The sequence below is a fragment of the Pseudomonas sp. Irchel s3h17 genome, from assembly GCF_900187505.1.
In the GTDB taxonomy this organism is placed as follows: domain Bacteria; phylum Pseudomonadota; class Gammaproteobacteria; order Pseudomonadales; family Pseudomonadaceae; genus Aquipseudomonas.
Window position 1 is genome coordinate 178,012 of the sequence record NZ_FYDL01000002.1, and the last position, 26,607, is coordinate 204,618.

At 62.3% G+C, this 26,607-nt stretch carries 21 protein-coding genes; 7 read left to right on the forward strand and 14 right to left on the reverse strand.

What is annotated here, in order from left to right:
• Positions 1–81 precede the first annotated feature (81 nt).
• The 7 genes from CKW25_RS02900 to CKW25_RS02930 form a co-directional block, all read right to left on the reverse strand.
• Positions 82–1,737: a fatty acid--CoA ligase gene (locus CKW25_RS02900; protein ID WP_095077529.1), complete on the reverse strand. Its 1,656-nt coding sequence runs from the start codon at positions 1,735–1,737 to the stop codon at positions 82–84.
• Between the two features lie 50 nt (positions 1,738–1,787).
• Complete coding sequence (locus CKW25_RS02905) at positions 1,788–3,566, reverse strand: acyl-CoA dehydrogenase C-terminal domain-containing protein (RefSeq protein ID WP_095077530.1); 1,779 nt, start codon at positions 3,564–3,566, stop codon at positions 1,788–1,790.
• A 56-nt stretch (positions 3,567–3,622) separates the two neighbouring features.
• Entirely contained in the window at positions 3,623–6,085 is a 2,463-nt protein-coding gene (locus CKW25_RS02910) for an RND family transporter (RefSeq protein WP_095077531.1), read from the reverse strand.
• Between the two features lie 31 nt (positions 6,086–6,116).
• On the reverse strand, positions 6,117–7,178 hold the full coding sequence (locus tag CKW25_RS02915) for a YCF48-related protein (protein ID WP_095077532.1): 1,062 nt from the start codon (positions 7,176–7,178) through the stop codon (positions 6,117–6,119).
• 123 nt (positions 7,179–7,301) lie between these two features.
• Positions 7,302–8,660: a DUF1329 domain-containing protein gene (locus tag CKW25_RS02920; RefSeq protein ID WP_095077533.1), complete on the reverse strand. Its 1,359-nt coding sequence runs from the start codon at positions 8,658–8,660 to the stop codon at positions 7,302–7,304.
• Positions 8,661–8,700: 40 nt separating this feature from the next.
• Positions 8,701–10,713 (reverse strand): DUF1302 domain-containing protein, encoded by a 2,013-nt coding sequence (locus tag CKW25_RS02925; RefSeq protein ID WP_095077534.1) that lies wholly within the window; start codon positions 10,711–10,713, stop codon positions 8,701–8,703.
• Between the two features lie 130 nt (positions 10,714–10,843).
• A complete protein-coding gene (locus CKW25_RS02930; RefSeq protein WP_095077536.1) occupies positions 10,844–11,410 on the reverse strand; it encodes an alpha/beta hydrolase in 567 nt (188 codons plus the stop codon).
• 350 nt (positions 11,411–11,760) lie between these two features.
• Here CKW25_RS02930 and CKW25_RS02935 point away from each other — a divergent pair, with 350 nt between their 5' ends.
• Positions 11,761–12,783 carry an AraC family transcriptional regulator gene (locus CKW25_RS02935; protein WP_095077537.1) on the forward strand — a complete coding sequence of 341 codons (1,023 nt, stop codon included), beginning with the start codon at positions 11,761–11,763 and terminating at the stop codon, positions 12,781–12,783.
• A 264-nt stretch (positions 12,784–13,047) separates the two neighbouring features.
• Here the strand turns inward: CKW25_RS02935 and CKW25_RS02940 are convergent, their stop codons facing one another.
• The 7 genes from CKW25_RS02940 to CKW25_RS02970 all read right to left on the reverse strand — a co-directional run bounded on the left by CKW25_RS02940 (position 13,048) and on the right by CKW25_RS02970 (position 19,443).
• A complete protein-coding gene (locus CKW25_RS02940) occupies positions 13,048–14,058 on the reverse strand; it encodes a YeiH family protein (RefSeq protein WP_095077538.1) in 1,011 nt (336 codons plus the stop codon).
• The gene (locus tag CKW25_RS02945) at positions 14,055–14,381 is read right to left on the reverse strand and encodes a Rieske 2Fe-2S domain-containing protein (RefSeq protein ID WP_095077539.1); all 327 of its coding nucleotides are present in this window, start codon (positions 14,379–14,381) and stop codon (positions 14,055–14,057) included. Before CKW25_RS02945 ends, CKW25_RS02940 begins: the two co-directional genes overlap by 4 nt.
• Positions 14,378–15,034 (reverse strand): DsbA family oxidoreductase, encoded by a 657-nt coding sequence (locus CKW25_RS02950; protein WP_095077540.1) that lies wholly within the window; start codon positions 15,032–15,034, stop codon positions 14,378–14,380. The genes CKW25_RS02945 and CKW25_RS02950 overlap by 4 nt, the downstream gene beginning before the upstream one ends.
• Complete coding sequence (locus tag CKW25_RS02955; RefSeq protein WP_095077541.1) at positions 15,031–16,362, reverse strand: MFS transporter; 1,332 nt, start codon at positions 16,360–16,362, stop codon at positions 15,031–15,033. The genes CKW25_RS02950 and CKW25_RS02955 overlap by 4 nt, the downstream gene beginning before the upstream one ends.
• 101 nt (positions 16,363–16,463) lie before the next feature.
• A complete protein-coding gene (locus CKW25_RS02960) occupies positions 16,464–17,516 on the reverse strand; it encodes a 3-keto-5-aminohexanoate cleavage protein (RefSeq protein WP_095077542.1) in 1,053 nt (350 codons plus the stop codon).
• A gap of 74 nt (positions 17,517–17,590) precedes the next feature.
• On the reverse strand, positions 17,591–18,439 hold the full coding sequence (locus CKW25_RS02965; RefSeq protein ID WP_095077543.1) for a TauD/TfdA family dioxygenase: 849 nt from the start codon (positions 18,437–18,439) through the stop codon (positions 17,591–17,593).
• 23 nt (positions 18,440–18,462) lie between these two features.
• Positions 18,463–19,443: a quinone oxidoreductase gene (locus CKW25_RS02970; RefSeq protein WP_095077545.1), complete on the reverse strand. Its 981-nt coding sequence runs from the start codon at positions 19,441–19,443 to the stop codon at positions 18,463–18,465.
• A gap of 256 nt (positions 19,444–19,699) precedes the next feature.
• Between CKW25_RS02970 and CKW25_RS02975 the strand changes: the two genes are divergently transcribed.
• The 6 genes from CKW25_RS02975 to CKW25_RS03000 all read left to right on the forward strand — a co-directional run bounded on the left by CKW25_RS02975 (position 19,700) and on the right by CKW25_RS03000 (position 26,478).
• On the forward strand, positions 19,700–20,614 hold the full coding sequence (locus CKW25_RS02975; protein WP_095077546.1) for a LysR family transcriptional regulator: 915 nt from the start codon (positions 19,700–19,702) through the stop codon (positions 20,612–20,614).
• Between the two features lie 101 nt (positions 20,615–20,715).
• Positions 20,716–22,206, forward strand: a complete 1,491-nt coding sequence (locus tag CKW25_RS02980; RefSeq protein ID WP_095077547.1) for a gamma-aminobutyraldehyde dehydrogenase — start codon at positions 20,716–20,718, stop codon at positions 22,204–22,206.
• A gap of 87 nt (positions 22,207–22,293) precedes the next feature.
• Positions 22,294–23,445 (forward strand): putative ABC transporter substrate-binding protein YdcS, encoded by a 1,152-nt coding sequence (ydcS, locus tag CKW25_RS02985; protein WP_095077548.1) that lies wholly within the window; start codon positions 22,294–22,296, stop codon positions 23,443–23,445.
• Positions 23,446–23,677: 232 nt separating this feature from the next.
• Entirely contained in the window at positions 23,678–24,715 is a 1,038-nt protein-coding gene (locus tag CKW25_RS02990) for an ABC transporter ATP-binding protein (protein WP_095077550.1), read from the forward strand.
• A gap of 1 nt (position 24,716) precedes the next feature.
• On the forward strand, positions 24,717–25,664 hold the full coding sequence (locus CKW25_RS02995) for an ABC transporter permease (RefSeq protein WP_095077551.1): 948 nt from the start codon (positions 24,717–24,719) through the stop codon (positions 25,662–25,664).
• Positions 25,654–26,478, forward strand: coding sequence for an ABC transporter permease (locus CKW25_RS03000; protein WP_095077552.1), 825 nt, complete (start codon positions 25,654–25,656; stop codon positions 26,476–26,478). Before CKW25_RS02995 ends, CKW25_RS03000 begins: the two co-directional genes overlap by 11 nt.
• The last annotated feature ends 129 nt before the right edge of the window (positions 26,479–26,607 follow it).

Sequence of the window (26,607 nt, forward strand, 5' to 3'; positions counted from 1 at the left end):
ATGCCGCCCCGGCCACACTGCAATTGACGGGATGCCGGACGCCCCGAAGGGGCGCCGGCAATCACCGGGTTGACGCAGGGTTCACTGGTCCTGGCGGGCCAGTTCCTCTTGCCGGATAAGGCGCTTGTTGATCTTGCCGACACTGGTCTTGGGGATATCGTCCACGATCCTGATCTGCTTGGGGATCGCCCACTTGTTGATGCGCCCACTCTCGACATAGTGATGCAGGTGGACCTCCAACTGCTCGGGCGCAATATCTTCACCGGGCACACCCACTACCAGGGCAATCGGCCGCTCCCCCCACTGCGGGTCAGGAATGCCAACCACCGCGACCGACGCAACCGCCGGGTGCTCACTGATCAGGCTTTCCAGTTCCAGCGAGCTGATCCACTCGCCCCCGGTCTTGATCACATCCTTAAGACGGTCCTTGATCTCCACCACGCCCAGCGCGTCGATCGAGGCGATGTCACCGGTATGCATCCAGCCGTTTTCCCAGAGCTGGGCGCCCTGCTCCGGCTCTTTCAGGTAACCCTGGGTCAGCCAGGGCGCACGCAACACAATCTCGCCCTGGGATTCGCCATCGTGAGGTGCCTCGTTACCGAAGGCATCGATGATTTTCATCTCGACCATCGGCACCGCCACCCCGGTCTTGATCCGGGCAGCCACCTGGTCCTGCGCGCTTTGCGCGGATTCCGGCTCACGCAAGTGCGTGAGGCAAATCAACGGACAGGTCTCGGACATGCCATAGCCACTATGGACCAGCATGCCTTTTGCCGTCGCCTGGGCAGCGACGCCATGGGTCAGGGCACTGCCACCCAGGAGCAACTTCCAACCCGTGAAGTCAGCCTGCGTCGCTTCCTTGCAATCGAGGATCATCTGCAGAATCGTCGGCACGCAATGGGAAAAGGTGACCTTCTCATCGCGGTGCAGCCTGACCAGGCTGTTGGGTTCATAGCGGCCCGGGTAAACCTGCTTGATCCCCATCAGCGTTGCCACATACGGCACGCCCCAGGCGTGTACATGGAACATCGGCGTGATCGGCATGTACACGTCGTCCGAGCGCAACAACGGCAAGCCCTGGTACACGCCCAGGGTGCCCACGGCGTTCAGGGTATGCAGCACCAACTGGCGGTGGCTGAAATACACCCCCTTGGGGTTGCCCGTGGTGCCGGTGGTGTAGAACAGGGTCGCCACCGAGTTCTCGTCGAAGTCGGGGAAGTCGAAGTGCGGCTCACTCTTGGCCAGCAGCGCTTCATACTCACCCAGCACCGGTAACCCGGTGGCGGGTGCGCCGACGTCGCTGAGCTGGATAAAGCCTTTGACGGTCGTCAGCTCGCCATGAATCTGCTCCATCAACGGCAGGAAATCATCATGCACCAGCACCACGTCATCCTCGGCGTGATTCATGGTGTAGAGCACCTGCTCGGGCGAGAGGCGGATGTTGACCGTGTGCAACACCGCACCAATCATCGGCACGGCAAAGAAACACTCCAGGTAGCGGTGGCTGTCCCAATCGAGCAGGGCCACGGTATCCCCTGCCTTGACGCCGGCGTTGACCAGCGCATTGGCCAGGCGCCTGATCCGCTCATTGAGCGTGCGGTAGTTGTAGCGCAGCTTGTCTGCATAGACGATCTCCTGCTCGGGCGCATAACGAGCCCCCGAAAGCAGCAGGCTTTTGATCAACAAGGGATAGCTGTAAGCGCCTTCTGCGGGCGCGATTATTTTTGTTTTCGACACGGTGGGGCTTCCTGATTCTGTAGGTTGCAGGTCGTCTGCGATACTCGGGCTCAGAACTGTTCGGCGTCGAGCAAGTACAGCGACTCGCTGCCGGCCCTGACCGATGCGGACAGCGACTCGATGCGCGGCAACAAACGGGCGAAATAGAAGCGCGCAGTCCCGAGCTTGCTGGCGTAGAAGTCATCCTGCGCTTCCTTGCCCAGTGCGGCCTTGGCCATCAACGCCCACATGTAGGCGTAGGCGGTGTAGCCGAAGGCATGCAGGTACTCCACCGACGCCGCGCCGATTTCGTTCGGGTTGCCCTTGGCACGGTCCAGCACCCAGGCAGTCAGTTCGTCGAGGCGATCCAGGGCCGCATCGAGCGGCTTGACGAACTCGCCCAGCGCCGCGTCTGCCGTGGCCGTGAAATGACGGATCTCGTCAGCGAACAGTTGGTAGTACGCACCGCCCGTGCCCACCACCTTGCGTCCCACCAGGTCCAGGGCCTGGATGCCGTTGGTGCCTTCGTAGATCTGGGTGATCCGCACGTCACGCACCAGTTGTTCCTGGCCCCACTCACGGATGTAGCCGTGGCCGCCGAACACCTGCTGGCCGTGCACCGTGGTTTCCAGCCCCAGGTCGGTGAGGAATGCCTTGGCGACCGGGGTCAGCAGCGCCACCAGCTCTTCGGCGCGTTTGCGCGTGGCCGGGTCTTCGCTGTACTTGGCCGTATCGAGCTGCATCGCCACGTAGGTGGAAAACGCCCGGCCGCCTTCGTTGCAGGCCTTCATGGTCAGCAACATGCGGCGCACGTCCGGGTGCCCGATGATCGGGTCAGCCACCTTGTCCTTGGCTTGCGGTCCGCTCGGCGCCCGGCTCTGCAGGCGATCGCGGGCGTATTCCACGGCGTTCTGGTAGGAGCGTTCGGCGGTCGCCAGGCCCTGGATACCCACCCCCAGGCGTTCGTAATTCATCATGGTGAACATCGCCAGCAGGCCTTTGTTCGGCTCGCCGACCAGGTAACCCACGGCTTCGTCGAAGTTCATCACGCAGGTGGACGAACCCTTGATGCCCATCTTGTGCTCGATCGAGCCACAACTGACCGGGTTGCGCGCCCCCAGGCTGCCGTCGGCATTGACCATGAACTTGGGCACCAGGAACAGCGAGATGCCTTTGGCCCCGGCCGGCGCGTCCGGCAGCTTGGCCAGCACCAGGTGAATGATGTTCTCGGTCAGGTCCTGCTCGCCGCCGGTGATGAAGATCTTGGTACCGCTGACCTTGTAGGCGCCATCGGCCTGAGGTTCGGCCTTGGTGCGAATGATCCCCAGGTCGGTACCGGCGTGGGGCTCGGTCAGGCACATGGAGCCGGTCCAGACGCCGGCGTACATGTTCGGCAGGTAAGCCGCCTTCAGCTCTTCGCTGGCGTGGGCCTTGAGCGACAGGCAGGCACCGGCGGTCAACATCGGGTACAGGCCGAAGGACAGGTTGGCGCCATTGACCATTTCCTCGACCTGGGCGCCGATCACCTTGGGCATGCCCATGCCGCCGTAGGCCGGGTCACCGCCCACGCCGACCCAGCCGCCTTCGGCAAAGGCTCGGTAGGCGGCGGGAAAACCATCCGGCGTGGTCACCGCGCCGTCGCTCCAGGTGCAGCCCTGCTCATCGCCATTGCGATTGAGCGGGGCAATGAGGCCTGCAGCCACTTTGCCGGCTTCCTCGAGCACGGCCGTGGCCGTGTCTTCATCGACCAATTCGGCCAGGGCTGGCATGGAAGCCCACAACCGGGAGACTTCAAAGACCTCGTTGAGTACGAAACGCATATCGCGCAGGGGAGCTTTGTAATCAGACATGTTTCAAACACTCAGGCAATGTCAGGGCAAGAGGCTGCCCTGATGGATAAAAAGAGTCACGCACGCTTGGCGACGCGGGCCGGCATGCCGGTATCGCGCAGCAGGAAGTAGGAAAGCGCCGGAATCAGGATCAAGGCTCCGAGCATGTTCCAGAGGAACATGAAGGTCAGCAGGATGCCCATGTCGGCCTGGAACTTGATCGGCGACCAGGCCCAGCACACCACGCCGGCGGCCAGGGTGACGCCGACCAGGCCGACCACCCGCCCCGTGAAGGACACCGCGTTGCGATAGGCCTCGGCCAATGGCATGCCGCTGCGCTGATAGGCCAGCTGCACACTGAGCAGGTACAGCGCGTAGTCCACACCGATACCCACCCCCAGGGCGATCACCGGCAGGGTCGCGACTTTCACGCCGATACCCATCACCACCATCAAGGCCTCGCAGAGAATCGAGGTCAGCACCAGCGGCAGCAGGGCCACCAGCACCGCGCGCCAGCTGCGGAAGGTGATCAGGCAGAACACAATCACCGCCAGGTAGACATAGATCAGCATGGTGCGGTTGGCTTCGCGCACCACGATGTTGGTTGCCGCTTCAATGCCCGCGGTACCGGCGGCCAGCAGGAACTGGCGATCCTCGGTGCTGTTGGCCTTGGCGAAGCGGTCGGCGATCGCCACCACCGCGTCCAGGGTCTCGGCCTTGTGGTCCTTGAGGTAGGCAATCACCGGCATCACCGAGCAATCGTTGTTGAACAGTTCCGGCGCATTGACCGAGGCCTGTTGCGCGGCGTAGTTCAGGACGTCCTGGTTGCGCTGGATGTTGTTGAGCTTGGGGTTGCCTTCGAACGAGCCCGCGGTGATCTGGCGCACCGCGTTGACCAGCGATGAGGTCGCCTGCACGCCCGGGTACTGCTGCAGTTCCCAGGCCAGGCGGTCGGCGAGGATCAGTGTCTGGTAGTTCAGGCAGCCTTCGGCCGGGGTCTTGATCATCACCGCGAACAGGTCGCTGGACAGTGCGTAGTGGCTGGTGATGTAGGCGTTGTCACGGTTGTAGCGCGAGTCCGCGCGCAACTCCGGGGCGCCACTGTCGAGGTCGCCGATTTTCAGTTGCAGGCTGACCACGAAACCTGCGATGCCCAGCACCAGGGCGCCGATGACAATGCCGGTGGCCCACTTGCGCGTGGTGAACCGGTCGAGCAGGTCCCACAGCTTGCCGAAACCGCGGTGATTGTCGGCCCGGGAATCGATCTTCAAGGCACGCTCGGCCGCCTTGGTGCCGACGCCGATATAGGACAGCGCCACCGGCATCAACAACAGCGAGGTGAAGATCAGTACCGCCACGCCGATACTGGCGGTAATGGCCAGGTCCTGGATCACCGGGATGTCGATCAGCATCAGCACGGCGAAACCGACGGCGTCGGCCAGCAGCGCGGTGACACCGGCGATGAACAGGCGGCGGAAGGTGTAGCGCGCCGCGATCAGCTTGTGGGTGCCGCGGGCGATGTCCTGCATGATGCCGTTCATCTTCTGCGCCGCGTGGGACACACCGATGGCAAAGATCAGGAAAGGCACCAGGATCGAGTACGGATCGAGGGCGTAACCCAGCCAGGCGACGATGCCCAACTGCCAGACCACCGCCGTCAGCGAGCAGAAGATCACCAGCAGGGTGCTGCGGATGCAACGGGTATAGAGGTAGATGATGACGAACGAGGTGACCACGGCCAGGCCGAAGAACATCATCACCTGGATCAGGCCGTCGATCAGGTCGCCCATCAACTTGGCGAAACCGATCACCCGCACCTTGTACTTGCCCTCGCCCTCCTCCCCGGCCTTGCGCGCCCTGCTGTCGCCGCCGAATTCGATCTGGTCGCGCAACTGCTGTTCCAGTTGCTGGGCGAAAGCATGGTAATCGATGCCATGGCCCGTGGCCGTCGCCGTGTCCAGCAGCGGCACAATCAGCATGGTCGATTTGAAATCGCTGGCCACCAGGCTACCGACGATGCCGGCGCGGTTGATGTTCTGGCGCAGCTGTTCGATATCCTTGGTCGACCCCTGATAGGTATCGGGCATCACCGGGCCACCCTGGAAGCCTTCCTCGGTGACTTCGGTCCAGCGCACCGACGGGCTCCAGAGGGACTTCATCCAGGCGCGATCGACGCCTTCGGTCAGGAACAACTCGTCATTGACCTGCTTGAGCAGGCTCAGGTACTCAGGGTCGAAAATATCGCCCTCGGTGTTTTCGATCACCACCCGTACCGAGCTGCCCAGGCCGCGCAGTGACTTGCGGTTTTCCAGGAAATTCTGAATGTACGGCTGGCTCTGCGGAATCATTTTCTCGAAGCTGGGGCGCAACTCCAGGCGGGTTGCCATCATGTAGCCCAGCACCAGAGTGATCAGTGCCATGAGCAGCATGAACAGCGGACGATGATTGAACACCCAACGTTCCAGCCGGTTGCCGGAGCTTCGGTCGAAGTCATGCAAGTCGCAAATCACCGGCATGGTGTCCTGCTTTATATTGCCCATGTCTGGGTACTCACTCTAATGGGTTCAGTTCTTATTCTTGGCCCAGCGCACGCGCACCACGGCTGCCAACCAGCACCAGCGCGCCATCGGCGGCCAGGGTGGCGCCCGCGACGGGTGACTGGTTTTGTTGCGCCTGCAATTGCAGGCCACTGCCATCCTTCAGGCTGACCAGCCGGTGCCCGGCCTGGGTGAACAGCTCGTAGCGCCCATTGGCGTCCAGGGTGGCGGCGGTAATGTTGACCTGCAGGCCGGTGCTCAGCGGGCTCCAGCTGGCGCCGCCATCGATGCTGCGAAACACATGCCCGCGCAGGCCGTAGGCCAGGACTTCACCCGGCTTGCCCACGACCCCGAAAAAGCTGCCTTGATAAGGCGAGTGCACGGCCAGGAAACGCTGCTGCGCGTCATCCCACTTGAGCAGCAGGCCCTGTTCGCCGGCGATGTACAGCGCGTCGCCCGTGGAGGCGATAGCATTGAGGTGAAAGCCCTGCGGGTTGTCGATACGGTCCTGGAAGGGGATCCAGTGCTTGCCACCGTCTTCCGTGCGCAGGATCAGGTTGAACACACCCACCACATAACCGAGCTGGTCATTGGCAAACCAGACATCGAGGAGCGGCTTGTCGGCGCCCTCTTCAATCAGCCGCTGGCCCTCTTCGACACGCAGCGCCCATTGCTCGTTGGCCGGCTCAGCCTTGGCCAGGGCGCCGTAGTGCTTGACCAGCAACGCGCCGATCTCACGGCCGTCCAGTTGTTTGTTCCAGGTCAGGCCCGCATCGCTGCTGTGCAGCACCACGCCATCGCTGCCAACGGCCCAGCCTTGCTCCGCCGTCGGGAAAGACACGGCATTGAGGTCGGCACTGACCGGCACGTTCACCTGCTGCCACTGCCGGCCTGAATCATCGGAATAAAGAATGTGACCACGCTGCCCCACGACAACCAGGCGCTCACCCGCACGGGCCGCGGCGAGCAGGGGGCTGCTCACGGCCAGGGCACTGAGCCGGGCCGGTTGGTCCAGCACGTCGACGAAGCTGGCGGCTTGAGCGACTCCTTGCCACAACACCAGTGCCAGCAATACGCACTTCTTGTACGAACCCATACTGCGTCCTCTTGAAAAAGCCGCGCCGGGAGCACCCCAGGGTGCAACCCGGCGTTGGAGTCAGGCGCCCACGGCATGCGGCCATTCCACCGTCAGTGGACCGCAGGGCGCCTTGTCACAGCATTAGCGAATGCCGGCACCCGCCAGGGACTCGGGCGACCATTGCGCCTTGGACAGCGAGTCGATGTAACGGATACCACCGTAAGGGCCCACCACTCCGTTGATGTTGTAGGAACCGCCCACCAGGTCGTAGATCATGAAAGGCGTGGTGTCCGGTACCTGCTTGTCATAGCTCTGGCTGAGGAACGCAAACGAACCGCGATAGAGTTGGCCACGTGCGTCGTATTGGTCCGAAGCCACAGCGGCCCAGCTGTCTTCATCCAGGTAGAAGCGACGCTTCTGGTAGATGTGGCGCGCGCCAGCCTTGAGGTTGCCCTCCACCACCCAGACGCGGTGTTTCTCCCAGCGCACGAAGTCAGGTGCAAGGTGGTTCGGGGTGGTCAGCGACTTGGGATCCTGGGCATAGGTCAGCTTGTAGGTGTTGTAGGGCACGATCATTTCCTGCTTGCCCACCAGCTTCCAGTCGTAGCGGTCCAGCGCACCGTTGAACACGAAGACATCGTCGAAGGTCCCGGCACCGGCGGTACCCGGGTTAGGCGTGTCGTAGGCCAGGTTCGGTGCCAGCTTGACCCGGCGCTGGCCAGGCAGGTATTGCCATGCGCGGCGCGGCTGCTCGAGCGGGTTGGCCGCGTCCTTGAGCATCAGCGCCTCGCCGGCCCGGCGTGCGGGGCCGGTGTAGTACAGCTTCATCTGGTAGTACACATCGGAGCTGGTGATTGGCTGCGACAGGTTCTCGTAGATCGGGTAGGTGATGAACGCCTGCCCGGTGGTGGCCAGGCTCGCCACGCCGGCCGAGTCGACGTTCCAGGAGTCGTACTTGGAGTTGATGTTGACCCCCTGATAACGCAGCAGGAAGTTCCACATCGCTTCGCTGCCCGATTGCGGGATCGGGAACGGCACGCCCGGCAGAACGTTGTCGATGGCCAACCCGCCCTCAAGGGACTTGGCGCCACTGGCATTTTTCCGGCTGTTGTCGAGGATGGCCTGGGGCAGTGCCACGGAGCGGTGGGTCGGGTAGACATCGATGCGGTAAGTGGGAAAGCGCTTGGCCAGCTCAACCGAAGTGGCGGTGAGCATGCCCTTGTACTGGTCGACGTTCTTGCCATCGATCACCAGCAGCGGCTTTTCATTGGCGTAAGGGTCCGGGCGCATACTGTCGCCCGCCTTGAAGCTTGCCGGGGCGGTGGTCAGGCCGCCGCTGTAGGCAGGAATCGAGCCGTCGCCGTTGCCGGCTTTTTCCGCGCCCAGCAGGGTCAGGCTGGTACCCAGTTTGGCCGCTTCCTGTTCCGATACGGCGGCCTGTGCCTGAGCGACAAGCATCATGGCCAGGGAAGTGGCCAGCAGCGTTTTCACGAATTTCATTTTGTTGTTCTCCTGCTTACATGACTAAGCAATGGGTGAATCAGAAGGTGGTTTTCAGCGTCAGGTACAGCGCACCACGGTCTTCCGCCGTCGCGCCGCCGCCCGAGAAGGCCGAGTAGCCACCGGCGTAACAGGCATAGTTCTCGTTGCCACTGAAGGCGTTCGGCGTCGAGCCATCGCCACTCCCGGCGTTGGCCGCACCGGTGCTCAGGCCGCTGACATCGCACTTGTCAGTCTGGCCGAAGGAGTCCACGTACTTGAGGTCGACAAAGTACTTGTTGTAAACGGCGGCACCGACGCCAACCGCATAGTTGCCGGTGTCTTCCGCGCCACCGCCGGAAACCGGCGAAACACCATCAAGGCCGACGTTGACGGACAGCGGCAAGGTCATATCCACACCCGGGAACACCTGGTACCAGGTCGGCGTGAAGTTGACCGCGAGACCCCAGTTGTCACGGGTCGGGGCATCGATGCCGCGGTAACTGCCCTTGCCCTTGTAGAGCGCCTCGTTCTTGCCATCGAGCTTGAGCAGGTTGCTGTAGTAGAGCTCGGAGAGCAGGACGGCCGAATCGAACAGCGACGTCTTGGGAATGGTCATCAGGCCATTGAGGGTCCAGTGCAGCGTTTCACCGGTAGCGCTCATGCTGTCCCCATGGTGGGGGGCGTCATAGACGATGCCAGTGGCGTCGGTACGCGGCGGCAACAGGCCAAGGCCATTACCCAGCCCCAGCGGGCTGGTGGAGCTGAGGATGGCCGGGATACTGGCCAACGGCATGTTGTGGCGGATGTTCAAGTCACTGCCGACACTGATGCCACCAACATCCTTGGACAGGCTCAGGCCGAAGATGTCGATGTCACCGCCATAGGCCATTTGATAGGTGGCCGAGCTCAACGAGTTCAGGGTATTGACCACCGCCGGCACCTGGCCCGCTGGGCGTGTGCCGTTGGCGTTCGCCGAGCTCAGCCCTGTGGCGTTCAACCAGGCCTGCGGCAGGATGTCCGAGGTCTTGCGGTAGTAGACGCCGAGGGTGCCGTCGAGCCATTGCGGCGACCACTTGGCCATCACGCCCCAGTCGCCCCGCTTGTCCGGTTCCAGATCATGGCCACGGCGGACGTTGGTCAAGGCGTTGCAAGGCGCCAGGCCACACCCCAATGGGCTGCCAGGTACCACACCGTTGGTGTTGCCGAGCAGGAACGACTGCGCGCCAGACCCCACCAGGTCGGAACCGCCGTAGTACGTACCGGCCTCAGGTAGGCGCGCGGCATCCCAATCCAGGAAGTACTGGGCACCGACGGTCAACTCTTGGTTGACGGTGAAAGACGTCGAGACCTGATTGCGCGGAACGAACAGCTCCTTGGCCTCGGTACCAGGGGATGCCGCCAGCTTGGCCAGGTCAAGGCCGGACTGGCCGAAGCTGACCGAGTGCACAGGGTTGAGCAAGGTCTCGCCCCAGAACACGTTGTGCTGGCCGGCCTTGACGCTGAACAGCGACTCTTCGCCCACTTCGGTGCTGTAGAACACGAAGGCATCGAGGATTTCGCCCGAGGGTCCGGTGTAATAACGCTGGGCGTAGTTGCTCAGGTGCGGGCTGCCGTTACCGACATTGTCCCCGGTGACGCCGGCCAGGCGCGGGTCGTTGGCGATCAGGCCGGACCGTGCGTCATTACCGTTGACGAACGGGTTGGAGTTGGAACCGGTGTTCTCGTAGGCCTTGTCGTACCAGCTGGCGGCACTGACGCGAAAGCCCATGTGGTCTTGATAGACCACGTCCATCTCGGTCAGCAGGTCGACACGGTTGGTGATGTTGGTGCCGGACTTGCGGAAGTTGTAATCGCCATCGTTGTTGTTCGGTGTCGCCAGCATGCGCTTGTCCGCGCTTTCGGTACGCACGCCGTAGTTGTACTTGACGGTGTTGTCCAGGCGCACGGCCAGGTCCGGGTTACCGGTATCCAATTCGAAGGCATAGGCACCTGGCATGGCGGCAGCCAGAATGGCCGAGGCCAGCAATGTGTGACACGTGGGCGTGAAGCCGTGACTCTTATTGTTATGCATTGTGTTGTCTCCGCCTTTTTGTATTTGTTTTAAGCGCAGCAGCCCTCGCGCAATCCTTTGATCAAGGCACCTGCGATATTCAGGAGTGAGGGCAATTACCGGTTGGCGTGTAGTCAAACCGGTTCCTGAACTAGCGATCCAGCTCCAGGATGAGTGCTTCAGCCTCTGGCCAGTAGCCAAAGCCCGACGCGGGATTGAGATGGCCGACCTGGCCAAGATTGCGCAGTTCAGCCCCCCAGCCCTGGGCCATGCGAGTGACGGCATCCAGGCTGGCAAGGTGATCGTTGGTGCTGGCGGCCACCAGGCTGCGGAATGGCAGCGGGTCTTTGGGCAGGGGATCCCAGCCATTGGCGCGCAGGCTGTCCGGGGTGGGATAGCCTTGTGGCCAGGCGGCATCGAGGTCCGGTGGCGCGGCCAACAGAGCGCCCTTGATCGGACGGTCATGTTTCGCAGCCCAGTGCGCCACCATCAAGACTCCGGCGCTGTGGGCCACCAGGATCACCGGGCCGTCGATCTGTTCCAGCTGCTGCTGGATCGCCCGGACCCGGGCCGCGCAGTCGAGTTTGTCGGTTTCAAGTGGCGGTACGCTACGTACCTTGCCCAAGCGGGCTTCCAACAGTGTTTGCCAATGCTCGGCCACGTGCTCACGCAGGCCAGGCACGATCAGAACGGTTGCGGCAGTTTGCAGTTTGTCCACTTGAACACCCTCGGCTTCTCGAAGACTCGACTGGCTCGTTGGCCAGAACTTTTTTGTAGTACTGACCTTAAAGACCCCCCATCCGGTGCGCTTTTCATTTGACGTCAGTCACTTTTCTTTTGATGACAGATGCCTACCGCTCATGCGTTCAAGCAGTTCAGCAGCCAATGCCGGGAATGGAAAGTGACGCCATGTCATTTATCGTGGAGGCGGCCGTGGACGGGGCCTCGAGGTGTCTAGTACACGGATGTAACGGGTGACTCACATCAAAGTATTTTTCATTTCATGACGCGCTGGCTTATAGTCGAGCGGCTTATTTCCATAAAAACAACACTAGGAAATACCACTGAATGACCAAGCTCGTTCGTGCCGCCGTCCTGACCAACTATCTGGAGGTGGCCCACTACCTGGGGTTCAACCCACACGATTTGTTGGCCTCCGTCGGCTTGAACAAAAATCGGCTGCAAGTGCCCGAACACCGCATTGCGATCGATGCGGCCGTACGCTTGCTGGAGGACTCGGCCACTACCAGCGGTTGCCAGAGTTTTGGCCTGAGCATGGCCGAATCGCGCCAGCTCTCCGACTTCGGCGTCGTCAGCCTGCTGCTGACTCACCAGCGAACCCTGCGCGATGCACTGCAGGTGGTGGTGCACTACCGACATCTGCTCAACGATTCGCTGGCCATCTTCATCGAAGAAGCCGGCAAGATGGTGATCATCCGCGAGGAAGTGGTGACCGAGGTACCAATGCCCTGCCGCCAGGCCAATGAGCTGGCGATCGGCGTGATGTTCCGGCTCTGCGCTGCCCTGCTCGGCTCCAGTTGGCAACCCTACAGCGTCAACTTCACGCACCAGGCGCCCGACAACCTGCAACTGCATCGACGCCTGTTCGGCTGCAAGCTGGAGTTCGGCAGCGAGTTCAATGGCATTGTCTGCCCCAACGCCAACCTGGACATGACCAACCCCCATGCCGACCCGGCGATGGCGCGTCACGCCCAGCGTTATCTCGATTCGTTGCAAGGCGACCAGGGGCCGTCGACCCTGTTTGAAATCCGCAAGGCCATCTACCTGCTGCTACCGATGGGGCACGCCACCATCGAGCAGATAGCCCAGACCCAGGGCATGAACGTGCGCACCCTGCAGCGACGTTTGAAAGAGGACAATTGCACGTTCAACGACGTGATCAACGATGTGCGTCGCGACCTGGTCCTGCGCTACCTGGAGAACCCGAGTTATTCGCTGGGGCGTATCGCCGACATGCTCGGTTACTCCATGGCGAGTTCGTTCACCCGCTGGTTCATCGCGCAGTTCGGCATGCCGCCTGCCTCCTGGCGCAGCACGCACAAGAATGCCCCGTCCAGGATGCCTGACTGAACAGGCACCCTCCTCGGCCGGCAGGAATCCAACAGAAAAAAAGGTTCTTCACGGATTACCGGGAAGAACCAAAAAAAGCGGTCGGCTGTCTTCACAGCCGCCGCAAAAAAACCGATGCCAGTGGCCCGGTCGAGTGCCGCGCTACGCCATGGAGGCAACGTAGCGCAGCGCTGCTCGTGCAGTACTTGCGTGGAAAGACCGGGCGCCACGCCCCTTGTAGGAGCGAGCACGCTCGCTCCTACAATTAACTGACGGGCATTAGGCTTACAGCCCCCAATGCAGCAACAACAGCACCAGGGCGACGAGGAACACGGTCTCCCCAACCATCAGCAAGATGGGCTTGATGCCGACGGCCGCCAGCTCCTTGAGCTGGGTCTTCATGCCCAGGGCACTGATGGAAATCACCAGGCACCAGCGCGACAATTCATTGACCCCGCCCTGCACCACCGGCGCCACCCAGCCGGTGCTGTTGATACAGGCCAGCAACAGGAATCCAACCGCGAACCACGGCAGCAACGGCGGCCGCTTGCCCGTAGTGTCGGCCCCCTGCATGCGGGTGATCATGGCGGCGCACAGAATCACCGGCAGCAGCATCGCGACCCGCATCAACTTGACCACCGTGGCCGTGTCGCCGGTCTCGGTCGACATGCTGTAACCGGCACCGACCACCTGGGCCACGTCATGGATCGTCGCGCCGAGAAACACCCCCGCCATTTGCGGTGACAAGCCGAACCAGTTGGCGATCATCGGGTAAACGATCATGGCCAGGGTGGACAGCGCCGAGACACCAATCACGGTGAACAGGGTCGCGCGCTCTTTCTGCGGGTGGTTGGGCAGTGCCGCTGCCAGCGCCAACGCCGCCGAAGCGCCGCAGATCGCCGTCGCGCCACCGGTGAGCATGCCGAACAGGCGCTGGAAGCCCATGGCCTTGGCCGCCAGCACCGAGACGCCGATGGTCACCACCACCAGGATCACCACCAGGGCCACCGGCTTCCAGCCGAGGGCGGCGATCTGCTCGAGGGTGATGCGCATCCCCAGCAGCGCCACACCGATACGCAGCACGGTGCGCGCCGTGAACTCGATGCCGGCCTTGCATTTGCTGTCACCGGCAAGAAAGTTCAAGGCCATGCCCAGCAGCAGGGCGAACAACATGACCGGTGCACCGTAGTGTTCGGACAAGAAAGTCGCCGCCGCGGCCACGGTCAGGCTGACGATAAAACCCGGCGCCAGTTCGCGCGCGCGGCTATGGATACTGGTCAGAGCGATGGCGCTCATGGCGCGGACTCCTCAGGAACGATCACGATATAGGCCTGGTCGTCGACGACCTCGACCGGGTAGTTGGCAACCTTGAGCTTGTCGGAGTTGAGCAGGTAGCCGCTGGCCAGGTCGAAACGCAGGCCATGGGCACAGCACTGAATCACTCGCCCTTCCAGGCGACCGCCACACAGCGAGGCGCCTTGATGCGGACAACTGTCGTCGATGGCGTAGAGCCTGCCGTCGACGTTGAACAGCGCCAGGCTCTTGTCGGCGAATTCGAACAGCGACCGTCCTCCGGCCTGCGGAAGCTTGCCGGCAGGCACGGGTACACGCTGGCTCATGAAGGTTGCCGCTCTTGCTGCAGCGCTTCACACATCGCACCGAACAGCGCCTCGGCAGGTTGCGCCCCGCTGATCGCCAGGCGCCGGTCGAACTGGTAGTACGGCACGCTCTTGACCGGCCTTGTGTCGCTGCCCAGGTACGGACGGGCATCACCGCTCAGGCAGCCGGCCAGGGCGCCACGGTCGAAACCGCACCCTTCGGCAATGGCCAGCAGTGTATCGGCACACCCCAGGTCTTCACCGCGCACAAAGTAGGCGCTGAACAGACGCTCCAGCAGGGCATCACGCTGGGCAGCACTGCCCAGTGCAGCCGCCTGCTCCATCAAGCGATGGGCGTCGGCGGTGTTGGGCATCCGCTCGATACCGCGCAGGTCGATGCTGACACCGACCGCGGCCGCCGCCTGCTGCACCTGGGCCTGACGCATGCGCACGGCCTCGACACTGCCCAGGCGCTGCAGGTAGAACTCGGCAAAGGGTTCACCCTGGGGCGGCAGATGGGGCAGCAACTGAACGCCCTGCCATGCGAGGACAACCTCGACATCCGGCCGCTCGCTGCGCAACCGGTCCAATGCAACGTCCAGTTGGCGCTTGCCGATCAGGCACCAGGGGCAAATAAAATCGAAGAACACTTCGACGTGCAAACGATGACTCACGATCTCACCTCTAACGCTACATCTGCGACCGGCGTGTTGCCGCGCTCACCGTTAAGGCGAGCAATGTCGTTGTGATAATGGCACCTGGCATAAAAGAACACCGCCGCTGCCGCGATGCTGATCAGCGGTACCAACTGGAAGGCCGCATGCAGGCCGATCAGGTCCGATACCTTGCCGGTCACGAACGGGCCCGGGGCGAGCCCGAGCATGTTGTTGACCAGGGTCAGCGTGGCAAAGGCGGTGCCATGCACCGAGTAATGGGTCAGGTTGGCGACCATGGCTCCCGCAGGGCCGGTGATCCCCGTGGCAATCAGCATGCCCAGGCAGATCAGCACCAATTGCGCGGGCCCCGCCGGCAGGGCAAAGGCGATCGACAGCAGCAGGCAACTGCCCAGGCAATACGCGATGGCCAGGGTCACCTTGCGCTCCGGCGATTGCTGGCTGAGCCGGTCGCTGAGAATGCCGCACAGAATCATCCCCGCGCCGCTGCACAGTACGATAAGCGCCGCCAGGGCACCGGCCTTGTCAGTCCCCATGTCGTAGTAACGGTTCAGGTAGCTCGGCATCCACACCACCACGGTGGCACCGACGAACAACTGCAGGCCGCTGCCGATATAGGCACTGACCACCGAGCGACTGCAATACAGCGTGCGCAGCGGGCGCTTGACCGCCGCCGCAGCCTTGTTCGCCGCCGCCATGGCACGTCGTGGGGCGATGCGCGCCTCCTTGACGATAACCGGATACAGCAACGCCAGCAGCAAGCCGAACAGGGCCATGCCGGCGAACGACCAACGCCAGCCCAGCTTGGCCGCGATCACGCCGCCCAGGGCCATGCCCAACACTGCGCCGAACATGCCACCCGCCATGAAGGCGCTGGCCAGCGTAGCCCGCATATGCTTGGGAAACACGGAAATAACCACGGCGATACCCACGCTGCCATAGGCCGCTTCGCCGACACCCACCATGAAGCGGGCAAGGAACATTTGCTGATAGTTCTCGGCCAGCGCGCAGCCGAGGGTCGCCACGCTCCAGAGTATGGCCATCAGCGCCAGGCTTTTGACCCGACCGAAACGATCTGCCAGCAAGGACAGGGGGAACGTCAGCAGACCGACCATCAAGGCGACGATGCCGCTGAGCAGGCCGAGTTGACCGTCGCTCAACGCCCACTCGCTCTTGAGCATGGGGAACACGGAGTTAAGCACTTGCCGCGACATGTAGTCTGAAATCAACAGGCCGAAGGTCAGGGCGAAGACGATCCAGGCATAAGGACGCTCAACCGTGACGGTATCCGGATCCTCGTCACCTGCTGCAATTGGGTGAAAGGCCATGCTGCCTCCTCAGGCGTAACTTGTATTTGTTTTTATAGGGCATGTGGACCTTGTTACATCATTACGGGGCAAGCGATGCCTGTCGCTTGCCCCGCAGTTCATCAACCGCGTTGTGGTACTCCTTTCTGGCCAGCCTTGCGGTTTGGCGCCATGCCATTGGCCAGCAGGGTTTCCTCGACGGTCTCGTACTGCACACCGATGCGGTAGATTTCCCGCGCTTCCTTGCCGCTGGCGATTTCGCGGCCCAACTCATGAGCGACACGCACGGTCTGCTCGATCTGCTGTACGGAGCTGAAACGCTTGCCGTGGTGATCGATGATCGTGTCTTCGATACCCACCCGTGGGTGCATGCCCATGGCCAGCGCCATGGTGTTGAACGGCAATACGTTTTTCAGCAGCGACTCGGCGGTCACGGTGCAACCGTCCGGCGCACGGTGGATGAAGTTGAAGAAGTTGAACGGATTAGGACCGTCGAAACCACCGCCAATGCCGATCCAGGTCAGGTTCAACGGGCCCTTGTAGACGCCCCTGCGAACCAGGCGCTCGAGGGTTTCCAGCGCATGCATGCCGGTCAGCTGGAAGTGCGGCTGGATACCGTTGGCCATCAGGCGCTTGAGGTGCTCTGCGACCCAGGCCGGGCCGGCCGGTACGGTCATCTCGCTGTAGGCGGCCTGGTAGGCCGGGTTGGCCAGGGAGGTGCCTTCCAGGTATTCCGGATACAGCAGCTCCATGATGTTCATTTGGGTGGTGTTGATCGCCACCGTGACCTGGTCCGGTTTTGGCGTCAGCTCAGCGAGCATGTGGCGGGTGTCGTCGGACAGCCATTTGGCCGCCTCGCCATCGCCTTCGGGGGCGAAGGAAATCGAGCCGCCGACCTGGATAATCATGTCCGGCACCGCTTCACGCACACCGGCAATCAGTTCGTTGAACTTGGACAAGCGCTTGGAGCCCTTGCCGTCCAGCTCGCGCACGTGCAAGTGCAGCACGGTGGCGCCGGCCTCGTAGCAGTCAACTGCCTTCTGCACCTGCTCGTCCATGGTCAGCGGAATGTCTTCCGGGAAGTCTTCCGGCATCCATTCAGGGCCGTAAGGGGCAACGGTGATCACCACCTTTTCCATGTTTTCTGGGTGCAGGGAATCGTCGAAGAATTGCATGAGTTACTCCAGTGTTTTTATTGTAAGGCACCCGGCAGACTTTGCCGGGGCAGACCAAGAGCAGGGGCTGGCGTTCAGTAGGTCTTGTCGCCAATGATGCCGGCACGTTCCATCTTGCGATGGCAGGGCGGGTAGTCCATGACGGCGTAATGCTGGGTACTGCGGTTGTCCCAGATGGCAATGCTGTTGGGACTCCAGCGCCAGCGCACCTGATACTCAGGGATGTAGGCCTGGCTGATCAGATAACGCAGCAGGTCGGACGCCCCCGGGTTGGCGTCCTGGCCGTAGCGCACCCGGTCAGCGGTGTGGTAGTTGCTCAAATGGGTGGTAAAGGCATTGACGAACAACACCTTCTCACCGGTTTCCGGATGGGTGCGCACCACTGGGTGCTCGGCATCCGGGTATTGGGCTTTGAGCGCCAGGCGCTTTTCGATCGGCATGGCCGCGCCGAAACTCGCTTCGATGCTGTGGCGGGCGCGCAGGCCGGCGATCTTCACCTTCACGTCTTCGGGCAGGCGATCGTAGGCCTGTACCATGTTCACCCACATGGTGTCGCCGCCCACCGGCGGGCATTCCACGCAGCGCAACACGCACCCCATCGGTGGTGCCTCGCGCCAGGTAGCGTCGGTATGCCAAGCGTTTTCGTAGCGATCCATCGGCTGGTCCGGGCGCTTGTAGATCTGCACCAGGCCCGGGTGCTCTGGATCACTGCCGGCGACCGGATGATCCTCCAGCTCGCCGAAACGGCGAGCGAAGGCAACGTGTTCGGCGCGGGTGATGTCCTGGTCACGCAGGAACACCACACGGTGCTTGACCAGCTGGGCACGAATTTCGGCAAAAAGGCCGTCGTCGTGGATGGCGTCAGCAAGGTTGACGCCTATGAGTTGTGCACCAATGTTGCAAGTTAATTGTTCTACTTTCATGGCAACCGGCTTCCTCAGATTCCTCAGATAACGAAAATCGACGACCCCGTGGTTTTGCGAGACTCCAGGTCACGGTGGGCCTGTACGGCATCCTGCAAGGCGTAGTGCTGGTTGATTTCGATCTTGATTCGACCGCTGCCCACGTGATCGAACAACTCGCCAGCCAGGGCGGCTTTTTCCGCCGGATCGGCGATGTAGTCGGCCAGCGCCGGACGGGTCAGGAACAGCGATCCTTTCATTGCCAGCAGCACTGGGTCGAAGGCCGGGATCGGACCGGACGCGGTACCCACGCACACCATCAAACCACGGCGCTTGAGCGAGTCGAGCGAGCCCATGAAAGTGTTCTTGCCGACGCTGTCGAACACCACGTTGACGCCAACGCCGTCAGTCAGCTCGCGAACGCGCGGGGCGACGTCTTCATGGCTGTAATTGATGATGTGGTCGCAGCCGTGGGCCTTGGCGATTTCGCCCTTGCCTTCGGTGGAGACGGTACCGATCACCGTCAGGCCGAGCAGCTTGGCCCACTGCGAGACGATCATGCCCACACCACCGGCGGCGGCGTGCAGCAACAGGGTGTCCCCAGGCTTGAAGTCGTAGAGACGACGCATCAGGTACGAAGATGTCAAGCCGCGCATGGTCATGGCCGCGGCGGTCTCGAAACTGATGGTTTCAGGCAGCTTGATCAGCGGTGCCGCTGGAATCAGGCGTTCGGTGCTATAGGCACCCAGGGTGTTGAGAAAGCCCGTGTAGGTGACACGATCCCCAACCGCGACATGGGTCACGCCCTCGCCGACGGCCTGCACCACACCGGAAGCCTCGACTCCCATGCCGTTGGCGAGCGGGATCGGGTAGGTACCGTTGCGGAAGTAGGTGTCGGCATAGTTCAGCCCGACCGCCACGTGACGAAGTCGAACCTGACCCGGACCTGGGTCGCCTACCTCGACATCTTCATAGCGAAGGACTTCGGGACCACCGGTTTCGTAGAAGCGTACGGCTTTGGCCATGCCTGTTTTTCTCCAATCTGCGATTTTGGCGTATGCCTGGAATTGCGTTGATTGGACTGTAGGCCGCAGGCTGACCGAATGCTTCTCATCAGACGACAAGGGCTTTTCATTTCATGACAAGGTTCCACGAGGGTTTCGAGGCCGGCGGGGCTGATCATTTCACCGTCACCACGACCCCGTGAGTCGGCGCTGCCATTCAGAAAAAAAGATATACACTCGGGCAAATCTATAAAAACAGCCCACCGGGTATTTCCCCATGATGACCCTGCGTCAGATCCGTCACTTCATCGCCGTGGCTGAGACCGGCTCGATCTCGGCCGCCGCGCAAGCGGTGTACATCTCCCAATCCACCTTGACCCTGGCCATCCAGCAACTTGAACAGGAAATCGGCGTCTGCCTGTTCAATCGCCACGCCAAAGGCATGACCCTGACCCACCAGGGCCATCAGTTCCTGCGCCAGGCACACTTGATCCTGGCCACGGTCGACAACGCCAAGCGCAGCCTCCAGCAAAGCACCGACCAGGTCGCCGGCCAGTTGACCGTTGGCGTCACCAGCCTGGTCGCCGGTTATTACCTCGCCGACTTGCTCACCCGCTTTCAACGCGCCTACCCCAACGTGGACATTCGCGTCATGGAAGACGAACGGCCCTATATCGAACATTTGCTGGTCAGCGGCGAGATCGACGTCGGGGTACTGATCCTCTCCAACCTCGAGGATCGCCATGCCTTGCAGACCGAGGTACTGACCCACTCCCCCCATCGCCTGTGGCTGCCCGCCCAGCACCCGTTGCTGGAGCACGACAGCATCAACCTCGCCGATGTCGCCCGCGAGCCGCTGATTCAGTTGAACGTCGATGAAATGGACCGTACCGCCCAGCGCATGTGGCGAGCGGCATCCCTGCAACCGCGCATCACCCTGCGCACGGCCTCGACCGAAGCCGTGCGCAGCCTGGTGGCCGCCGGCCTGGGCGTGTCGATCCAGCCCGACATGACGTACCGCCCCTGGTCGCTGGAAGGCGACATCATCGAAGCCCGCCCCATTGCCGACCTCAACCAGACCCTGGACGTCGGCCTCGCCTGGCGGCGCGGTGCGGCGCGCCCGGCGCTGGTCGACCCCTTCCTGACCGTCGCGCGTGAACAGCCCCATGGCGGGCGCAAGCCATCTATTTAATCGAATGCTGCATTCAGTATTTGGTATTTGTCGTCCTCAAGTCCGACCACTAGTCTCTGTACATCTATAAGACGGTCGGGCCCCCAGTCACAGGGAGCACCATGGCCATACAAGAAAAGAGAACCGGTAAAATGGCTGGCGCGCAGACTCCGTTGTCCACCGCATTGCTGATCGATGGTGAATTGGTCGCCGGCCAGGGCTTCGTCGAGCCCATCCTCAACCCGGCCACCGGTGAAGTGCTGACGCACATTGCCGAAGCCAGCACCGAACAAGTCGAAGCCGCCATCCTCGCCGCCCACCGAGCCTTCCCCGGCTGGTCGCGAACCACGCCGCAACAGCGCTCGAACATCTTGCTCGGCATCGCCAACGCCATCGAAAAACAGGCCGACCTGCTCGCCCGCCTGGAGTCGCTGAACTGCGGCAAACCCCTGCACCTGGCCCGCCAGGACGACCTGAGCGCTACGGTCGACGTCTTCCGCTTCTTCGCCGGTGCCGTGCGCTGCCAGACCGGTCAGCTCAGCGGCGAGTACCTGCCGGGCTACACCAGCATGGTGCGCCGCGACCCCATCGGGGTGGTCGCCTCCATCGCGCCGTGGAACTACCCGATCATGATGGCCGCCTGGAAAATCGCCCCCGCACTGGCCGCCGGCAACACCCTGGTGTTCAAGCCGTCCGAACATACCCCGCTGTCGATTCTCGCCCTGGCACCGGCACTGGCCGATCTCCTTCCGCGTGGGGTGATCAACATCATCTGCGGGGGTGGCGAAGGCGTCGGCAGCCATCTGGTCAGCCACCCGAAAGTGCGCATGGTCTCGCTGACCGGCGACATCGTCACCGGGCAGAAGATTCTCCAGGCCGCCGCCAAGACCCTCAAGCGCACCCACCTGGAGCTCGGTGGCAAGGCACCGGTGATTGTCTGCAACGATGCCGACCTGCAAGCGGTGGTCGAGGGTGTGCGCAACTACGGCTACTACAACGCCGGGCAAGACTGCACCGCCGCCTGCCGGATCTACGCCCAGGCCGGGATTCACGACAAACTGGTGGCCGAACTCGGCGCCGCCGTGGGCAGCCTGCGTTTTGCCGGCAAGCGCGATGCCGACAACGAGATCGGCCCGCTGATCAGCACCCGCCAGCGTGATCGCGTGGCCAGCTTCGTCGAGCGCGCACTGGGCCAACCGCACATCGAGCGGGTGACCGGCGCGGCGGTGCATTCGGGCGCCGGTTTCTATTACCAGCCGACCCTGCTGGCCGGTTGCAAGCAGAGCGATGAAATCGTCCAGCGCGAGGTGTTCGGGCCGGTGGTCACCGTGACCCGTTTCGATGAGCTGGAACAGGCCGTGGACTGGGCCAACGATTCGGAATACGGCCTGGCCTCGTCGATCTGGACGCAGAACCTGGACAAGGCCATGCAGGTCGCAGCGCGCCTGCAGTACGGCTGCACCTGGATCAACAGTCACTTCATGCTGGTCAGCGAAATGCCCCACGGCGGCTTGAAGCGCTCGGGTTACGGCAAAGACTTGTCCAGCGATTCGCTGCAGGACTACAGCGTGGTGCGACACATCATGGCGCGTCACGGTAATGACCTGAAATAACACTACTAAGCTAATAACAAGCCGAATAGGCCAGTTACATCACGCTCAACACTGCCCCGACCATAATTTAAAGAAGAGGGAAACCCCATGTTCGTGCACAAGACCGCACTGTTTAGTGCAATCGCCACCGCACTGCTGGCCAGTGCCAGTGTTCAGGCCGCCGAACCGCTGAAGGCTGTTGGCGCTGGCGAAGGCCAGCTGGATATCGTCGCCTGGCCGGGCTACATCGAACGGGGCGAAAGCGACAAGGCGTACGACTGGGTGACCGGTTTCGAGAAGGAAACCGGCTGCAAGGTCAACGTCAAGACCGCGGCCACCTCCGATGAAATGGTCAGCCTGATGGCCAAGGGCGGTTACGACCTGGTGACCGCTTCTGGCGACGCCTCGCTGCGCCTGATCGTCGGCAAGCGCGTGCAGCCGATCAACACCAGCCTGATCCCGAACTGGAAAAACCTCGACCCACGCCTGAAGGATGCCCCTTGGTACGTGGTCAACAAACAGACCTTTGGCACGCCCTACCAATGGGGTCCGAACGTGTTGATGTACAACACCAAGGTGTTCAAGCAGGCGCCCACCAGCTGGAGCGTGGTGTTCAACGCACAAAACCTGCCGGACGGCAAAGCCAACAAGGGTCGCGTGCAAGCCTATGACGGCCCGATCTACATCGCCGACGCGGCGCTGTACCTCAAAAGCACCCAGCCGGAACTGGGCATCCAGAACCCGTACGAACTGACCGAAACCCAGTACAAGGCCGTGCTCGACTTGCTTCGGGCACAGCAGCCGTTGATCCACCGCTACTGGCATGACACCACCGTGCAGATGAGTGACTTCAAAAACGAAGGCGTGGTGGCTTCCGGTGCCTGGCCGTATCAGGTCAACGGCCTGATGAACGAGAAACAGCCGATCGCCTCCACCATCCCGAAAGAAGGCGCTACCGGTTGGGCCGACACCACCATGCTGCACGCCGAGGCCAAGCACCCGAACTGCGCGTACAAGTGGATGGACTGGTCGCTGCAACCGAAAGTCCAGGGCGACGTCGCCGCCTGGTTCGGCTCGTTGCCAGCCGTGCCTGCCGCCTGCCAGGGCAGCGAACTGCTGGGCGCCGAAGGGTGCAAGACCAACGGCTTCGACCAGTTCGACAAGATCGCCTTCTGGAAAACCCCGCAGGCTGAGGGCGGCAAGTTCGTGCCGTACAGCCGCTGGACCCAGGACTACATCGCGATCATGGGCGGCCGTTAAGCCCGCCCCTGTGGCGAGGGAGCTTGCTCCCGCTCGAGCGCGAAGCGGTCGCAACACGACCATCGCGTTCTGACTGCAAAAACGCAATTGCAGGTTGACGACTGCTGCGCAGCCGAGCGGGAGCAAGCTCCCTCGCCACAAAAGCTCACTGACATATCGATCGCGATGCAGATTTTTCAGACGTCCAGGCAGGGCCGCTGTGACAGCCCTCGCCTTTTTGGAGCACCGCACCATGACGCTTGCAGTCCAGTTCACCAACGTTTCCCGTCTGTTCGGCGAAGTGAAAGCCGTAGACCGGGTTTCCATCGACATCCAGGACGGCGAGTTCTTTTCCATGCTCGGCCCATCCGGCTCGGGCAAAACCACCTGCCTGCGCCTGATCGCCGGTTTCGAACAACCGAGTGCCGGCTCCATCCGCATTCACGGCGAAGAGGCCGCCGGATTACCGCCCTATCAGCGTGACGTGAACACCGTGTTCCAGGATTACGCGCTGTTCCCGCACATGAACGTTCGCGACAACGTCGCCTACGGATTGAAGGTCAAGGGGGTCGGCAAGGCCGAGCGCCTCAAGCGTGCCGAAGAGGCCCTGGACATGGTCGCCCTCGGCGGCTACGGCGAGCGCAAGCCGGTGCAACTGTCGGGCGGCCAGCGTCAGCGCGTGGCCCTGGCCCGCGCCCTGGTCAATCGCCCCCGGGTCCTGCTGCTCGACGAACCGCTGGGGGCACTGGACCTGAAGCTGCGCGAGCAAATGCAGGGCGAACTGAAAAAGCTCCAGCGCCAACTGGGCATTACCTTCATCTTCGTCACCCACGACCAGACCGAAGCCCTGTCGATGTCGGACCGCGTGGCGGTGTTCAACAAGGGCCGCATCGAGCAGGTCGATACCCCGCGTAACCTGTACATGAAGCCGGCGACCACCTTCGTTGCCGAATTCGTCGGCACCTCCAACGTGATTCGTGGCGAACTGGCGCAACAGCTGAACGGCAACGCCCACCCCTTCTCGATCCGCCCGGAACACGTGCGTTTCGCCGAAGGCCCGCTGGCCAGCCATGAGATCGAAGTCAGCGGCCTGCTGCACGATATCCAGTACCAGGGCAGTGCCACACGCTACGAACTGAAGCTGGAAAACGGCCAGACCCTGAATATCAGCCAGGCCAACAATCAGTGGAGCGACAGCGGCGCCCAGCACCAGACCGGGCAACGCGTCAGCGCACGCTGGGCGCGCGAGGCCATGATTGCGTTGCACGACACCCTGGCGAGCGGGGTGTGAGATGAGCACTGTGGCACTGACCCGAACACCCTCCGGCGGCTCACCGCTGCGCAGGTTCTCCAACCTGCTGTATCGCCGGCCGAACCTGTACCTCTCGATGTTGCTGGTGCCGCCCCTGCTGTGGTTCGGCGCAATCTATCTGGGATCGCTGCTGACCTTGCTGTGGCAGGGCTTCTACACCTTCGACGACTTCACCATGGAGGTCACGCCAGACCTGACCCTGGCGAACTTCACGGCACTGTTCCAGCCGTCCAATTTCGACATCATCCTGCGCACCCTGAGCATGGCCATCGTGGTCTCGATCGCCAGCGCCATCGTCGCGTTCCCGATTGCCTATTACATGGCGCGCTACACCACTGGCAAGACCAAGGCGTTTTTCTACATCGCGGTGATGATGCCGATGTGGGCCAGCTACATCGTCAAGGCTTACGCCTGGACCTTGCTGCTGGCCAAAGGTGGCGTGGCCCAGTGGTTCGTTCAGTACCTGGGGCTGGAGCCGGTGCTGCAGTTCATCCTGGGCATTCCCGGTGTCGGCGGCAGCACCCTGTCGACCTCGCACCTTGGACGCTTCATGGTGTTCGTCTACATCTGGTTGCCGTTCATGATCCTGCCGATCCAGGCGTCACTGGAACGCTTGCCGCCGTCGTTGCTGCAAGCCTCCGCCGACCTTGGGGCCAAGCCGCGCCAGACCTTCATGCAGGTGATTCTGCCGCTGTCGATTCCCGGTATCGCCGCCGGCTCCATCTTCACCTTCTCCCTGACCCTGGGCGATTTCATCGTGCCGCAACTGGTGGGCCCGCCGGGCTACTTCGTCGGCAGCATGGTCTACGCCCAGCAGGGTGCGATCGGCAACATGCCAATGGCCGCGGCCTTCACCCTGGTGCCCATCGTGCTGATTGCCATCTACCTGTCCATCGTCAAACGACTGGGGGCCTTCGATGCGCTCTGACTCTTCCTCCCAAGGTAAGGCCTCCTTAGGCTTGCGCATCGCCGCCTGGGGCGGGTTGGTGTTCCTGCACTTCCCGATCCTGATCATCTTCCTGTACGCCTTCAACACCGAAGACGCCGCGTTCAGCTTTCCGCCCAAGGGCTTCACCCTGAAGTGGATCGCCGTAACGTTCTCGCGGCCCGACGTGCTGGAAGCAATCAAGCTGTCGGCGCAGATCGCCTCGGTTGCCACGCTGATCGCCATGGTCCTCGGCACCCTGGCGTCGGCGGCGCTGTACCGCCGTGACTTCTTCGGCAAGCAAGGCATTTCGCTGATGCTGATCCTGCCGATTGCGCTGCCGGGGATCATCACCGGGATTGCCTTGCTGGCGACGTTCAAGACCTTGGGGATAGAACCGGGGATGTTCACCATCATCGTCGGTCACGCGACCTTCTGCGTGGTGATCGTCTACAACAACGTCATTGCCCGCCTGCGGCGTACGTCCCACAGCCTGATCGAAGCCTCGATGGACCTGGGCGCCGACGGTTGGCAGACCTTCCGCTACATCATCCTGCCGAACCTCGGCTCGGCGTTGCTGGCCGGCGGCATGCTGGCGTTTGCGTTGTCGTTCGATGAAATCATCGTCACCACCTTCACCGCCGGCCACGAACGCACCTTGCCGCTGTGGCTGCTCAATCAACTGAGCCGCCCACGGGACGTACCGGTGACCAACGTGGTGGCGATGCTGGTGATGATCGTGACCATGCTGCCGATCCTCGGCGCCTATTACCTGACGCGTGGTGGCGAAAGCGTCGCGGGCAGTGGTGGTAAATAACTGACAACCCTTTCTTACGGTGGAAACGGTTTGGTGTAGGAGCAGCCGGTCGACGCTCGAGTGCTCGCGAAGGATGCAAGGGCACCGCGCTCATCCAGGCAGCCCTCGTCATCGTTAACGTTCTTCGCG

Bases quoted from the DNA above. Each gene is read 5' to 3' on its own strand.
- CKW25_RS02905 (WP_095077530.1), bottom strand. From the start codon at position 3,566: ATGTCTGATTACAAAGCTCCCCTGCGCGATATGCGTTTCGTACTCAAC.
- CKW25_RS02910 (WP_095077531.1), bottom strand. From the start codon at position 6,085: ATGGGCAATATAAAGCAGGACACCATGCCGGTGATTTGCGACTTGCAT.
- CKW25_RS02915 (WP_095077532.1), bottom strand. From the start codon at position 7,178: ATGGGTTCGTACAAGAAGTGCGTATTGCTGGCACTGGTGTTGTGGCAA.
- CKW25_RS02920 (WP_095077533.1), bottom strand. From the start codon at position 8,660: ATGAAATTCGTGAAAACGCTGCTGGCCACTTCCCTGGCCATGATGCTT.
- CKW25_RS02925 (WP_095077534.1), bottom strand. From the start codon at position 10,713: ATGCATAACAATAAGAGTCACGGCTTCACGCCCACGTGTCACACATTG.
- CKW25_RS02935 (WP_095077537.1), top strand. From the start codon at position 11,761: ATGACCAAGCTCGTTCGTGCCGCCGTCCTGACCAACTATCTGGAGGTG.
- CKW25_RS02940 (WP_095077538.1), bottom strand. From the start codon at position 14,058: ATGAGCGCCATCGCTCTGACCAGTATCCATAGCCGCGCGCGCGAACTG.
- CKW25_RS02945 (WP_095077539.1), bottom strand. From the start codon at position 14,381: ATGAGCCAGCGTGTACCCGTGCCTGCCGGCAAGCTTCCGCAGGCCGGA.
- CKW25_RS02955 (WP_095077541.1), bottom strand. From the start codon at position 16,362: ATGGCCTTTCACCCAATTGCAGCAGGTGACGAGGATCCGGATACCGTC.
- CKW25_RS02960 (WP_095077542.1), bottom strand. From the start codon at position 17,516: ATGCAATTCTTCGACGATTCCCTGCACCCAGAAAACATGGAAAAGGTG.
- CKW25_RS02965 (WP_095077543.1), bottom strand. From the start codon at position 18,439: ATGAAAGTAGAACAATTAACTTGCAACATTGGTGCACAACTCATAGGC.
- CKW25_RS02970 (WP_095077545.1), bottom strand. From the start codon at position 19,443: ATGGCCAAAGCCGTACGCTTCTACGAAACCGGTGGTCCCGAAGTCCTT.
- CKW25_RS02975 (WP_095077546.1), top strand. From the start codon at position 19,700: ATGATGACCCTGCGTCAGATCCGTCACTTCATCGCCGTGGCTGAGACC.
- CKW25_RS02980 (WP_095077547.1), top strand. From the start codon at position 20,716: ATGGCCATACAAGAAAAGAGAACCGGTAAAATGGCTGGCGCGCAGACT.
- ydcS (WP_095077548.1), top strand. From the start codon at position 22,294: ATGTTCGTGCACAAGACCGCACTGTTTAGTGCAATCGCCACCGCACTG.
- CKW25_RS02990 (WP_095077550.1), top strand. From the start codon at position 23,678: ATGACGCTTGCAGTCCAGTTCACCAACGTTTCCCGTCTGTTCGGCGAA.
- CKW25_RS02995 (WP_095077551.1), top strand. From the start codon at position 24,717: ATGAGCACTGTGGCACTGACCCGAACACCCTCCGGCGGCTCACCGCTG.
- CKW25_RS03000 (WP_095077552.1), top strand. From the start codon at position 25,654: ATGCGCTCTGACTCTTCCTCCCAAGGTAAGGCCTCCTTAGGCTTGCGC.